General features: G+C 29.7%; 10 protein-coding genes and 1 tRNA gene. 1 reads left to right on the top strand and 10 read right to left on the bottom strand.

Going from position 1 to position 13190, the window contains the following annotated elements; translation table 11 throughout:
* Window positions 1-54 precede the first annotated feature (54 nt).
* Window positions 55-2325: a cation:proton antiporter gene (locus tag ABI549_RS02615; RefSeq protein WP_348074894.1), complete on the top strand. Its 2271-nt coding sequence runs from the start codon at window positions 55-57 to the stop codon at window positions 2323-2325.
* 3 nt (window positions 2326-2328) lie between these two features.
* Here the strand turns inward: ABI549_RS02615 and ABI549_RS02610 are convergent, their stop codons facing one another.
* The 10 genes from ABI549_RS02610 to ABI549_RS02565 all read right to left on the bottom strand — a co-directional run bounded on the left by ABI549_RS02610 (window position 2329) and on the right by ABI549_RS02565 (window position 13026).
* Window positions 2329-4506: a DUF5686 family protein gene (locus tag ABI549_RS02610; protein ID WP_348074893.1), complete on the bottom strand. Its 2178-nt coding sequence runs from the start codon at window positions 4504-4506 to the stop codon at window positions 2329-2331.
* 165 nt (window positions 4507-4671) lie between these two features.
* Window positions 4672-5559 (bottom strand): hypothetical protein, encoded by an 888-nt coding sequence (locus tag ABI549_RS02605; protein WP_348074892.1) that lies wholly within the window; start codon window positions 5557-5559, stop codon window positions 4672-4674.
* Window positions 5560-5566: 7 nt separating this feature from the next.
* Window positions 5567-6856, bottom strand: a complete 1290-nt coding sequence (locus ABI549_RS02600) for an MFS transporter (RefSeq protein WP_348074891.1) — start codon at window positions 6854-6856, stop codon at window positions 5567-5569.
* Between the two features lie 77 nt (window positions 6857-6933).
* On the bottom strand, window positions 6934-8016 hold the full coding sequence (locus ABI549_RS02595) for an exopolyphosphatase (RefSeq protein WP_348074890.1): 1083 nt from the start codon (window positions 8014-8016) through the stop codon (window positions 6934-6936).
* 156 nt (window positions 8017-8172) lie between these two features.
* Window positions 8173-8736, bottom strand: coding sequence for a ribosome recycling factor (frr, locus tag ABI549_RS02590; protein ID WP_348074889.1), 564 nt, complete (start codon window positions 8734-8736; stop codon window positions 8173-8175).
* A 71-nt stretch (window positions 8737-8807) separates the two neighbouring features.
* The gene (gene pyrH, locus ABI549_RS02585; RefSeq protein WP_348074888.1) at window positions 8808-9515 is read right to left on the bottom strand and encodes a UMP kinase; all 708 of its coding nucleotides are present in this window, start codon (window positions 9513-9515) and stop codon (window positions 8808-8810) included.
* A gap of 397 nt (window positions 9516-9912) precedes the next feature.
* Window positions 9913-9997, bottom strand: a tRNA-Ser gene (locus ABI549_RS02580).
* A 55-nt stretch (window positions 9998-10052) separates the two neighbouring features.
* Entirely contained in the window at window positions 10053-11081 is a 1029-nt protein-coding gene (locus ABI549_RS02575; protein ID WP_348074914.1) for an asparaginase, read from the bottom strand.
* Window positions 11071-12204 carry a 1-acyl-sn-glycerol-3-phosphate acyltransferase gene (locus ABI549_RS02570; RefSeq protein ID WP_348074887.1) on the bottom strand — a complete coding sequence of 378 codons (1134 nt, stop codon included), beginning with the start codon at window positions 12202-12204 and terminating at the stop codon, window positions 11071-11073. The genes ABI549_RS02575 and ABI549_RS02570 overlap by 11 nt, the downstream gene beginning before the upstream one ends.
* A gap of 51 nt (window positions 12205-12255) precedes the next feature.
* Entirely contained in the window at window positions 12256-13026 is a 771-nt protein-coding gene (locus tag ABI549_RS02565; RefSeq protein WP_348074886.1) for a TatD family hydrolase, read from the bottom strand.
* Window positions 13027-13190 lie beyond the last annotated feature (164 nt).

The following is a 13190-nucleotide window of genomic DNA, read 5'->3' as shown; positions in this document are numbered from 1 at the left end:
TGGTAATTTCGTCATCTTTGTAGAATATAAAGCTGATAATTGTCTTATTTTTTTATGAAAAATTTAAAAAATGCATTGTTCTATTTTACCGTTACTGGTGTTTTTACAGCTTTAATTTATTGGGTTGTTGGTCAAGGTAAAAACCTTGAAATTGGGAGAAGCGTTATAGCTCCTACATCAAAAAACACCCAATGGAATCAGTTTTTAGAGTCACTCACTCACAATCTTCATCATCCTTTAGCTATTTTATTAGGTCAAATAATCACCATAATTATTGTCGCTCGTTTTTTTGGTTGGATTTTCAAAAAAATTGGTCAACCATCTGTAATTGGAGAAATAATTGCAGGTATTTTTCTAGGTCCATCCGTTGTAGGAATGTACTTTCCTGGGTTTTCATTGGCATTATTTCCAGCAGAATCACTTGGAAACCTTCAATTCTTAAGCCAAATTGGGTTAATCCTTTTTATGTTTGTCATAGGAATGGAGTTAGACCTAAAAGTACTAAAAAATAAAGCTAATGAAGCTGTCGTTATAAGTCATGCTAGTATAGTTATTCCGTTTGCACTGGGAATCTCACTAGCCTATTTTGTTTATTATAAGTTTGCACCACAAGGTGTCGAATTTCTTTCTTTTAGTTTATTTATGGGGATTTCTATGAGTATCACTGCATTTCCTGTTTTGGCAAGAATTGTACAAGAAAGAGGCATTCATAAAACAAAATTAGGCAGTATCGTTATTACTTGCGCTGCAGCCGATGACATTACTGCTTGGTGTTTGCTTGCTGCAGTTATTGCCATTGTAAAAGCAGGAACATTTATAAGCTCTCTTTATGTTATAGGTTTAGCTATACTTTATGTTTTACTCATGTTATTTATTGTAAAACCTTTTTTTAAAAGAGTTGGAGATTTATATTCCAATAATGAAAATCTAAGCAAACCAGTTGTAGCTATTTTTTTTCTAACACTTATCCTGTCCTCTTATTGCACTGAAGTAATTGGAATTCATGCACTTTTCGGAGCTTTTATGACAGGTGTTATTATGCCGGACGTATCTAAATTTAGAAATGTATTTATCGAAAAAGTTGAAGATGTGGCCTTGATTCTTTTGCTTCCATTGTTTTTTGTTTTTACAGGATTGCGCACACAAATAGGATTAATTAATGATCCATATTTATGGGAAATTACGGGATTTATTATTTTAGTTGCAGTTGTCGGGAAATTTTTAGGAAGCGCACTTGCTGCAAAATTTGTAGGGCAAAACTGGAAAGATAGTTTAACCATTGGCGCATTAATGAACACACGTGGACTAATGGAACTAGTGGTTCTAAATATTGGATATGATTTGGGTGTTCTAAATTCAGAAATATTTACCATGATGGTCATTATGGCATTAGTTACTACATTTATGACTGGACCTGCACTAGATTTGATAAATTATATTTTTAAATCTAAAAACCTACTAACTAATGAAGAAGATATTGATTCTAATAAATATAAGATCCTTATATCTTTTGGAAACTACGAAAAAGGAAAATCATTACTTCGATTAGCAAATAGTTTAATTAAAAAACAAAAAGATGTATCTACCATAACGGCTATGCATTTATCTGTAAGTGATGAAATGCATGGCTTTAATCTTGAGGAATACGAGGAAGAAACCTTCATTCCTATTCTTGAAGAATCTAAATTATTAAACCAAGACATAAACACCATCTTTAAAGCTACAACAGATATTGAAACCGATATTGCTGAAATAGCAAATCAAGGAGACTATGATTTACTTTTGGTAGGTTTAGGAAAGTCTATTTTTGAAGGAACTTTGCTCGGAAAAGTACTAGGATTTACAACAAGAATCATAAATCCAGATAGATTACTTGACAAAATAACAGGAAAAGAAGGCTTATTTACTAATTCAATTTTTGACGAAAGAACACGTCAAATTATTGCTAAAAACAAAATGCCGTTAGGTATTCTTGTGGATAATGAATTAAGCTATACTGATAAAATTTTCGTCCCATTTTTCGGAAATGAAGATGCTTTTTTAGTAGACTATATTCAAAAGTTTATTTATAATAATAATTCTAAAATCAAGATTATTGATGTAAACAATCAGATTAAAAATAATTTTTTAGTAAAAAATGCTATCGAAACCTTAGAAGTGACCTATCCAGATAACATTACTTTAGTTAGTGATTATCAAATTTTAAAACCATTCTTAATCAAACAAGATTTAATGATGATTAGTCTTGATAGCTGGAAAAAACTAGTTGATTCTCAGAGCGTCTGGCTAAGTAACTTACCATCTGTACTAATTATAAAGCCTTAATTACTAAAGACCTAAATCTATTTTAACACTTAGTTTTATTGCTATATTGTCTTCAAAATTTGGCAATTGATTAGGTCCGTATCTGTAAAAAGCTACAAATCCCAAGCCTCTATAAATCTGGTTTAACTCAAATCCAGATTCCATATAACCTTTTTCTAGGGTTTTAAAGTTTATGTTTAGATGTCTCTCTGGATTATCTAGACTTCCAATACCATATTTAGTAATAAGAGAGAAAACTGGCTTTATTCTTTTAGTAATTTCGAATTTAGGAAATTGATGTTCTAATTGAAAAAAGGCATACTTATTAGAGAAAAATTCATTAAAATACATTGTTTCAAAACTATCTCTCCCTGCAAAAGTAATTCGTTGTATAATCTTGTCTTTTAATAAATTATTTGGCGAATGATTATAAACATGTGTAATTGGAATGTCTCCAAAAGCATAACCCCCTTCAAAAAGAAACTTTAATTTATGGTTTGAGTTAATTTTTTTTTGATAATCAAATCTAAAATCTACTTTACCAAAATCGAAATCATTATTCCATAATTTAGGTATTGTTTTTGAAAACTGAAAAGTAAATTTTGGATATCTTTTATTTATTTCGATTGTTTTATTTGGTGTTTGCATGTATTTACTAAACGGACTCCATTGTAAGGAAACTGTTAGTAAAGTAGATTTGAAATTTGTATATAAATTATCGTTTAGTTTGTAATTATAATCGAATCTGGGAGTTATATCGCTTTGTGTAATTTGCCAAATACTTTCGGTTTTTGGAATAATTTTAGTTTCTACAAATCCTTTCCACGTAACATGATTATAAAAAGTACTTAGATTAAGTGGTCTTGGATCGTAAATTTTGAAAGTTGGTTTGTCTATCTCAAAAGATGTGCTTGCAATTTCACTTACATCGTCTTTATATGATAAACCCAACCAAGTTTCCGAACGATTATCTACTCGAAATGAATTAGAAATAAAACCTTTAAAAAAACCATCTTTTGTTCCGTAAACATAATATCCTTCTAGCTTATAATTCTTGGCTAATTTTTCGTTAGTTACACCTCCCAATCCTAATCTAAATCCTTCGTAATTGTTATAACGAAAAATATAACGCAAATCGACATCGAAAAAACCAATAGGATAATAGCCTTTTAGTACTTTTCTACCAATTTTAATCTTTTTTTCGTACTTTCTTTTCTGAATTAAACTATCTAATGAAAAATAGGTTGCGCTACTTCTCACGTCTGTCGAATCATTAAAATAATTGTACCAAAGTGATTCATTTTTTGAAATAGCATTTTCGCTTATTGTTATAGCAATATCTGGATGTTTTATTTTTGATACTTTGTTGAATTTTGGATCAAAATAGTTTGTATTAGATCTTATCTCAACAAAATCTGAGGCATATTTTTTGCCCTCGGGATTTAACTTTGAATCTGTTCCTTCAAAAGTAATTGTTTCTCCAAGTATTTTTATTGGCGCTTTACTGTTCCCTTTTCTTATAGAAAGATTACTTTTTATTGGAAACCAATTATCTAGTTCTTTATTATACTCAAAATAATGATTGGATTTTATTTGTATTAATCCCGAAATTCTTAACTCAACTTTAGCGATACTAAATTTTTCTGCATCAATAAAAAAAGTACCCGTCAACTGGTCAGTTTTAGATTTTTGTTTTGGCAAGAATGAAATTTTATAAACCTTTCTATTTTCTAAAAAAGAATTTCCTAAAAAAGTGTAATTGTATTTTTTCAATCCTTTTGCAGAAATTGGACTTACATATTCTTTTTCTACCAGCGAATAATTATCATCATAAACAGAAAAAGGTTGTAATTGAAGCGCAAAATATTCAAAAATAGGCTCTCTAAAACCTGCCATTTTTGTAGTTAGAATCCTTTCTTTCCGTTGGTTATTAATTATTTGATATTTTGATGTTTTTTCTACCTGATATAAGTGCTGCTTCGAGACAATTCTTTTAAAATTATAATCGGAAGAATCTATTCTAGATAAAATTTTCTTATCTCGTTTAGTAATAAAAATAGAGTCTATCCTTCCTTGTATTAAGTCAGGGTTTGCAGTTATAATGAGTTTATTATAGGCTATAATTTCATAGTTTTTGGCTTCATTATCAGATTTATAAAGATTTACTTTTTTGATAATACTATCGCCCGTAGATGAACTCACTTGTCCAGTAGTTTTTATATTAACAAAGAGCGTAATAAAAAAGCATATAAAAGGAAGCTGTCTTTTTAAGATCATAATTTTTTAATCCCTTTTTTGAAGGAATGTACAAATATAGTTGTATTAAATAATAAATAGAAATAGTTATGTGATTTTAAAAAAAACTTGTTACGATAGTGTAACAGTGGATTTCAGGATTAACTTAGATTTATCGAAAACATTAATAAATAAGACCCCTTCATTTAAATTTGTTACAGGTATTTCCCCTTCAACTTTTATAGTTTTATTCTCATACTTAACTTTTAATAAAGCACTGTAAGTTAAAATGTCATCTCCAAATTTTTGAATATTTTTATCCCCCAAAACATTGCTTTTACTATCTATTATTTGCACATAAAAATCTTTGGTAGTGGATTTACTCAAATCATTTTCTGCAATCATAAAACTAATTTTTATTAGATTTACCCTACTTGCTTTATCTGTTTCGGTTTGTTTTCCAGAGCTTTTTAATTTTAGAAATACTGTTTGTAAATTATAAAAATACAATTTTGTTGCATCGGTAATTTTCTTTGTTAATTTTTTATTAGAAACCACCAGTGTATCATTTTTTATTTTCTCTTTAATTAAAACAACATTAGTTTTATTTAACACAAGGTTTGTACTATCTATTTTATCTTTATAAGAGTCTATTTCATTAAGTAGTGACTTAATCCTATTATCTATATCGCTTGTACTTTGTTTATAATCTATAATTGTTTTCTCAGTAACTTCTTTCTTCTGTAAATTGATTATAAGTTGTTGTACTTTATTTTGTTCTGAGAGTAATTTTCCTGATAATGATTTATTTGAAGTGATTACTTGTTTTAAAAATAATTGAGATTTTTCTAAATCATTGAGCATATTTGCTTTTTCTTCTCTAAGCTCTATAATAGTTCTTTTAGACTTGCTAGATAATTTAGAAATATAAAAAAGACTTCCAAGCATTGATAAAGCTAGTAAAATTATTATGATTTTAAAGCTTTTATTATTCTGACTTTTTTTGACTTTTTTTGACATTCTTTTTTTATGCTATTTTTTTGATATTGTTATTTAAATCACTAATTAATGTAGGCTTTTGAAGATCTTTAGCAATTCTTTCAAATTTAATATTTTTATCTAATTTATAATAGAGAGAGATCGCTATTAATCCTATAAAACCCATTAATAGCCAATTTGACAAATAACTAAATTTTTCAATTACACTAAATCCTACTTTTGGACTTAATATTTGCGCAGCACTAAAACTCATAGCGTAAAAAGCCATATATTTTCCTTCCTTTCCTTGAACAGCTCTACTAAATGCAAAAGTATTAGAAAATGAAAAAAGCAATATCTGTCCCAAAGTTATGAGAAAAATACTTATAACTAACACCGGTACAGACTTAGAAAAAAGTAAAAAGAAGAATCCAGAAGTCATAAATACAGACCCAAATAAAATAATTTTAGTTGGTTGAGCAGTAGTTTTTTCTAGGAAACCAATGAGTGGCATTTCAAAAAGAAAGATCAACAACCCATTTAAAGCTAAAAGCAATCCTATTTGAAACTCATCAAGTTTTAGCTTATCAGAGTTATATAGTGGAATTGTTGTAAATAACTGAAAGAATAAAAAGGCAGTTAAAAAACTAGCAAATAAGAAAATTATAAAACTTATATCTGCTTTTCTATTTATTTCTATTACTCCTTCTTTTTCCCTGTCTCTATTTATTTTTTTTCTGGCTTTGTATATTTTACTTTCATCTATTACTAACATAAAAATAGAAATTGCAAGCACACAAGTTAAACCATCTATCCAAAAAAGCATATCATAGTTATCTTTTTGTATAACTAGTCCTGCAATAATTGGTCCTGAAACTATACCTAAGTTTACTGCTAATCTTACTAGTGTTAGCGCTCTAGTTCTATTTTTTTTATTTGTAAAATTTGACACAGCAACATACATTGCTGGTTTATACATATCGGCAATAGCTGTTACTATAAATAGACCAACGCATATTTCTACAAAATCATATAAGAACATTAGCGAAATAATACCAAAACCCGTTAGAAAAAGACTCGCTAACATGATTGTATAAAACCCTAATCGATCTGTTAGCTTTCCTCCTAGCCAGTTCCCAAACAAAGCCCCAACTCCTATACAAACGAGCATCCATCCTATTTGATTTAGGCTAAAAAAAAGATTTTCGTGCATATATTTTGTCAAAAACAACATAACCATTGCGCCTGCACGATTTATGAAAGTAATTAACGTTAAAACCCAGACTTCTCTCGAAAATCCTCTAAAGTTATCAAAGTAGGTATTTAAATAACTTTTCATGTTATTTGTTTTTTTATCAATTAGACATTATGGGGACTCTGTCTATACTGATGTTTTTTTGTTATAATTTAATCAATTTAGTAAATTTTTTTAATTTTCTTAGACCTGTCGGCAATATAAGATACTAACCATGCTATCTGGCCTTCTTTAGCAAAATATAACTTTTTATCATTGATCTCTGGAATTGCTTCCAGACAAACTAGAAGAATATTACTTCCTGAGATTAAATATTTTTGCGAATAGGTTTTTAAAACACGCTCTGCATCTTTGTCAGTTTTTGCTAATTCTTCAAATTTTCTAAAATTATTTTTTAAAATCGCATCGTAATTAAGAACATCCTCTAGATTAAATTTATTAAAGGTTTCTTTAGCAACACCATTATAAAGCGTGTAAAAAGCCCACACTGCACCACCGGACATGAATACTTTTTCTTTCTCTAAAGCTACCGGACTAGTGCCATACATGGCATTTATCTGATCTCTTAATGTAGGAAGAAATCCAAATGATTTTTCATTATATTCTGAAATGTCATCTTTTCTTGTTTTTTTTATTACCGCTTCTGTTAATGTTATGGTTCCGTAACTTACACTTAATGGAAAAAATACAAAAGCATCATTATTTCTTACATCGATATATCCTCCTTTAGTATTTCCTCCACCTATATCCAAAATCATAGAATCTTTATAGTCTGAAGGTGGCACACAACCTTTTAGCAGCATTTTTCCTTCTGTCTGCGCATCAATAAAATCTAATGTTTTATTCGTTAATAATTTTATCTTATCAGCTAATTCTTGAGTATTTTTTGCCATTGCAACTCCAGAAGATCCAACTATAAAAATATTTTCGTCAGTTACTTTAAAATCATTTTTAATTTTTGAATAATTAGATAAAACTACTAATGCCGTCTTTTCAATATCTTCTTTAGCTAAATTACCATCTATAGCTATTCCTCGTGCAATACCAACATTTTCAGACCAATAAGACTTAATGACAAAATCCCCTCTTTTAATATTTTTGACATCTAAAACGGACATTTTTATACCTTTACTACCAATTTCGATTCCTGCAAATAAGTTTTCGGTAGTTTCTTGCGAGAATAATGCGCTTTGAAAAAAGAATAATAAAAAAAGAGCATTAAGAAGTATTTTTTTTACATTCATCGTAGGTGAATTTTAAAAATCAAAAATAGATTTATGTTGTAAGGATATCAAAAATATTAAAAATATCAATACAAAACCATTATTTTCTATTTAATATAAAAATACCGTTAAGTTTTTTCAAACTTAACGGTATTTTGTACTAATTGTTAGTAAAAGTTAAACCTTCATTATCTCTGTTTCTTTAACAACTAATAATTCATCTATTTTTCTGATAAAGGTATCGGTTAGTTTCTGAACGCTTTCTTCGGCTGTTTTACAAATATCCTCAGATGTTCCGTCTTTTTCTAATTTTTTGATATCCGAATTAGCGTCTTTACGAACGTTACGAACACCTATTTTAGCATCTTCGGCTTCAGTTTTAGCCTGTTTTGCTAATTCACGTCTTCTTTCTTCAGTTAGTGGCGGAACACTAATTATGATAACATCTCCATTATTCATTGGATTGAAGCCAATATTGGCTATCATAATTGCTTTTTCAATTACTTGTAACATATTTTTTTCAAAAGGTTGCAATGTAATTGTTCTAGCATCTGGCACACTAATTTTTGCTACTTGCGAAAGTGGTGTTGCCGAGCCATAATAATCTACAAAAACACTTCCTAACATAGCTGGAGAAGCTTTTCCTGCGCGAATATTTAAAAACTCTTTTTCTAAATGAGCAATAGAACCTTCCATAGATTCTTTTGTACTATCTAGTATAAATTCAATTTCTTCAGTCATTTTATTTTGTTGGATTTTTGGATTGTTAAATTTTTTGAAAAATCGAATTCTCTAATAATCTAATAATTGTATTATATATTTACTACTGTTCCTATATTGTCTCCCTTGCAAATTTTAAGTAAATTCCCTTCTTTATTCATATCAAAAACAATAATAGGTAATTTATTTTCTTGACTTAAGGTAAATGCCGTGGTATCCATTACATTTAAACCTTTTTTGATTACATCTTCAAATGAAATGTAATCAAATTTCACGGCGTCTTTGTTTTTTTCTGGGTCTTCAGAATAAATACCATCTACACGAGTTCCTTTGAGGATGACATCTGCATTTACCTCAACACCTCTTAAAACTGCCGCTGTATCGGTTGTGAAATAAGGATTTCCTGTTCCTGCTCCAAAAATTACAATTCTATTTTTTTCTAAATGTCTTACTGCTCTTCTTTTGATGTAAGGTTCAGCAATGGCTTCGATTTTTAAAGCTGTTTGCAAACGAGTAAGCATACCTTTTTCTTCGAGTGCCCCTTGCAAAGCCATACCGTTTATAACCGTAGCAAGCATTCCCATATAATCTCCCTGAACTCTATCCATGCCATTACTAGCACCTGCAATACCTCTAAAAATATTTCCTCCTCCAATAACTATAGCTATTTGAACTCCTAAATCATGAATTTGTTTTATTTCATCAGCATATTCTGCTAAACGTTTTGGATCTATTCCATATTGACGGTCGCCCATTAGCGCTTCGCCGCTTAATTTTAGAAGAATTCTTTTGTATTTCATTGCGGTTTTGTACTTGTTTAGTCTTGCAAATATAAAGATATTCTTCCATTTTATAAAATTGGTTTTTATTATTTACCAATCTTTCGAAATATGCTTTTTTATTACATCATGTGCTAAATAAATGACTAGATTTAAAGCAATTGATCAGGGTATATTCCTTCCAAAACAACAAGAAAAGCTCTCTTTTATTTTTGAACATAAATTGATATTTTATCAAAGTTAAAAAATTTTAAATAAAATAGATTGATATTGTTCAAATAGCTACACCTAACTGATTAATTAAAAATTTTATTTCATTTAGTTTTAACTCGATAACTCAAATTTACAATCCATACCCATAAATAGAATAAGTATGAAAAAACAAAAAAACCTAAACTTACATTTAGGTTTTTTTTAGCAGAGGAGATGGGATTCGAACCCACGATATGTTGCCATATACACGCTTTCCAAGCGTGCGCCTTCAGCCACTCGGCCACCCCTCTCTTTATATTTTGCAAATAAAAGAATAAATTTCTTGAGAAGTAAACAATTATTGTATTAATTCATCTCGCCACGCAAAGAAGTTTCAAATATGGTTTTGAATACATTTGGCGCTACTTTTTGTCCTAACAAATACATGAGTTTTGTAATAGCTGCTTCGGTAGTGATATCTTTTCCCGAGACAACACCAATTTGTTTGAGTTGTGAACTAGTTTCGTACTGACCCATATTGACACTTCCACCTGAACATTGGGTTACATTTATAATATACAATCCGTTTTTGATGGCGTTTTCAAGTAAATTGATAAACCATTTTTCGGTGGGAGCATTGCCTGAACCATAGGTTTCTAATACGATTCCTTTTAGATTTGAAATGGATAAAATAGTTTGAATCACTTTTTCATTAATACCGGGGAAAACTTTAATAATGACTACATTGTCATCAAAATTGGTGTTTACTTTTAGTTTTTTAGTAGATGTATTTTTTAATAAAATATTTTCATTAACATTCAAATGAACCCCAGATTCTGCTAATGCTTGGAAATTTGGCGAAGCAAAAGCACTAAAATGTTCGGCACTTATTTTTGTGGTTCTATTGCCACGATACAATTTGTATTCGAAATACAAACAAACCTCATTGATGATTGACTTGTTTTTGTTTTTTAGCGATGCAACTTGAATAGCTGTGATTAGATTTTCTTTAGCATCAGTTCTTAAATCTCCAATAGGCAATTGAGAACCTGTAAAAACAACTGGTTTGTTTAGGTTTTCTAACATAAAACTTAATGCTGATGCGGAATATGACATGGTGTCTGATCCGTGTAAAACAACAAAACCATCATAATTATCATAATTGTCTTTGATAATAATCGCTATTTTTTTCCACTTCTCAATATTCATATTCGAAGAATCGATAGGCTTGTCGAACGAAACTGTTGCGATATTACAGTCTAATAATTTGAGTTCGGGAATGTTTTTTAGTAATTTCTTAAAATTGAACGCCTTGAGAACACCAGTTTCAAAATCCTTTACCATTCCTATGGTTCCGCCCGTATATATGAGAAGTATATTGGCTTTAGACAGCATCATTATATTTCATTTTGTTCACTACAGGATTGGCATACATAGCAAGGAAACTTTCTACCATTTGTGTGTTTTTAGCATCTATTTTTAGCTCTAAACGACGTTCAAATAATGATTTTTCATTTTCGGTATAATGGTTCGAAAATTCGTCTGTTTTATATAATATATCGTAAGCTATAAAATTTGTTGTCCACAATTTATAAGACTTCAAAATCGATTCGTCAACAATTTGTGTCAAAGCCTGAATTTGCTTATTTGTATTTGAAAATTCTTCTTTAATTATATCTAATTCAGCATCTAAAATATCCCCAATATGTATGTGAATTCGTTTTTTCTGACCCAGAATGCCGCTCAAAATATTTTGAAAATCTTCATTCCCACTTTTAACGTAGGTTTCCTGATTGGCTTCTGCCATAAGTTGTGGCATTTTTAGTGCATCGGTAGGGTCATATTCGTAAGAAATAGAAACGGGAACTATTTTTATTTCCTTACAATAATCCATAGCATCTTTATTGGAAGCCATCGTTAGCATTTTTAGCACGCCAGAATTGGTTGCATCATTACCATCTTTTGTTCTTCCTTCACGTTGCGCAATCCAGACAGAACGGTTTTCGTGTAATAATAATCGCTCAATATATTCCGACATTAAATGTGAACTTTGCAGCAATTCTCTTGGTGATAATCCTCTTTGAACAATAAAATTTCGATTTAATCTTGAAAGTGATTTCAAAAAATCTTTCTTTACTAAATTGTCTCCAATTGCAGATGCTGTCATAACTAATTCATGTTCGAAAAGCGCGGCATTTAGCAAAGAAGTATCCAAAATTATATCGCGATGGTTTGATATAAAAAGGTAAGCTGTATTTTTTTCTAATTTCTCGAAACCTGACGTAGAAAGACCTTCGGAACTTTTTTCAAGTACTTTTTGAATAGTTTCGTATATAAAATTACATTGAAAATCTCTTATAGAATGCGTTTTACGAAGTTGATTTTTCCAGACTTCATCATCAACTCCTGGAAAAGCAAAATTCATCATTGCTTTAAGCATAGGATGTTTTAAAGATGCTTGTAAAGCTTGGTTTACTTCGGCATCATAATAAGGACGAATATTATCAAATTTTGACATGTTGTAACTTAAATTATTCCTACAAAGAACGGATTTTTTTTTCAAATATAATTAACAGTTTCTAAAAATGGACAAAGCATTTTTAGTCGTAATTCTAGCAATTTCTTCTACTGGAAGATTGTAAATTCCCGATAATTTCTCGGCAACCAAAGTTACATAAGCGCTTTCATTTCGTTTTCCACGAAAAGGAGCGGGTGCAAGATAAGGAGAATCGGTTTCTAGAACGATATTTTCAATGTCTATTTGATGTAAAAACTGATCTATTTTTCCGTTTTTGAAAGTGACAACACCCCCAATTCCGAGTTTCATATTATAAGAAATAGCTTTTAAAGCTTGTTCGTAATCTCCTGAAAAACAATGAAAAATCCCAAACAAATCGTCACTTTTTTCAAGTTCAAGGACTTCGAAAATTTCATCGAAAGCATCGCGTCCATGAATATTTATCGGTAATTTATACTTTTTTGCCAATTGTATTTGGTACTGAAAAGCTTTTTTCTGAATATCTAAAGTGGTTTTGTCCCAATATAAGTCTATACCAATTTCGCCAATAGCAGAAAATTTTCTTTTCGTTAATTCAGTTTCTATATGTTGCAATTCTTCGAGATAATTTTCTTTTACATAACACGGATGCAAACCCATCATTAGAAAAATATTTTCAGGATATTTTGCCTCTAAATCATACATTTTTTGAGTATAACTAGCATCTATCGATGGAATAAAAAGTTTAGAAACTCCTTTTGAAATCGCATTCTGAATCATTTTGTCTCGATCGGAATCGAATTCTGAGGAATATAAATGGGTATGAGTATCTATTAGTAACATTTGATTGTTTTGATTTGCAAAATTACTTTAAATCTTGATTCAATCTAAAATAATTTATTCGATTTTTTGAGATGTTTATTAAAAAGAAAAGATAGTATTCGAAAACACTTTTCGAATACTATCCTTCATGATTTAATAGCTTAACCTTAATACAAAGCAATTAG

This window comes from Flavobacterium sp., from assembly GCF_039932285.1.
In the GTDB taxonomy this organism is placed as follows: domain Bacteria; phylum Bacteroidota; class Bacteroidia; order Flavobacteriales; family Flavobacteriaceae; genus Flavobacterium.
The sequence above is the reverse complement of the archived record's forward strand: the minus strand, read 5'-3'. Positions and strand labels throughout refer to the sequence as shown.

What these genes read in the sequence shown, in the direction of transcription:
- ABI549_RS02565 (WP_348074886.1), bottom strand. Translation starts at nt 13,026, where the DNA reads ATGTTACTAATAGATACTCATACCCATTTATATTCCTCAGAATTCGAT.
- frr (WP_348074889.1), bottom strand. Translation starts at nt 8,736, where the DNA reads ATGACTGAAGAAATTGAATTTATACTAGATAGTACAAAAGAATCTATG.
- ABI549_RS02570 (WP_348074887.1), bottom strand. Translation starts at nt 12,204, where the DNA reads ATGTCAAAATTTGATAATATTCGTCCTTATTATGATGCCGAAGTAAAC.
- ABI549_RS02575 (WP_348074914.1), bottom strand. Translation starts at nt 11,081, where the DNA reads ATGCTGTCTAAAGCCAATATACTTCTCATATATACGGGCGGAACCATA.
- ABI549_RS02615 (WP_348074894.1), top strand. Translation starts at nt 55, where the DNA reads ATGAAAAATTTAAAAAATGCATTGTTCTATTTTACCGTTACTGGTGTT.
- ABI549_RS02600 (WP_348074891.1), bottom strand. Translation starts at nt 6,856, where the DNA reads ATGAAAAGTTATTTAAATACCTACTTTGATAACTTTAGAGGATTTTCG.
- ABI549_RS02595 (WP_348074890.1), bottom strand. Translation starts at nt 8,016, where the DNA reads ATGAATGTAAAAAAAATACTTCTTAATGCTCTTTTTTTATTATTCTTT.
- ABI549_RS02605 (WP_348074892.1), bottom strand. Translation starts at nt 5,559, where the DNA reads ATGTCAAAAAAAGTCAAAAAAAGTCAGAATAATAAAAGCTTTAAAATC.
- pyrH (WP_348074888.1), bottom strand. Translation starts at nt 9,515, where the DNA reads ATGAAATACAAAAGAATTCTTCTAAAATTAAGCGGCGAAGCGCTAATG.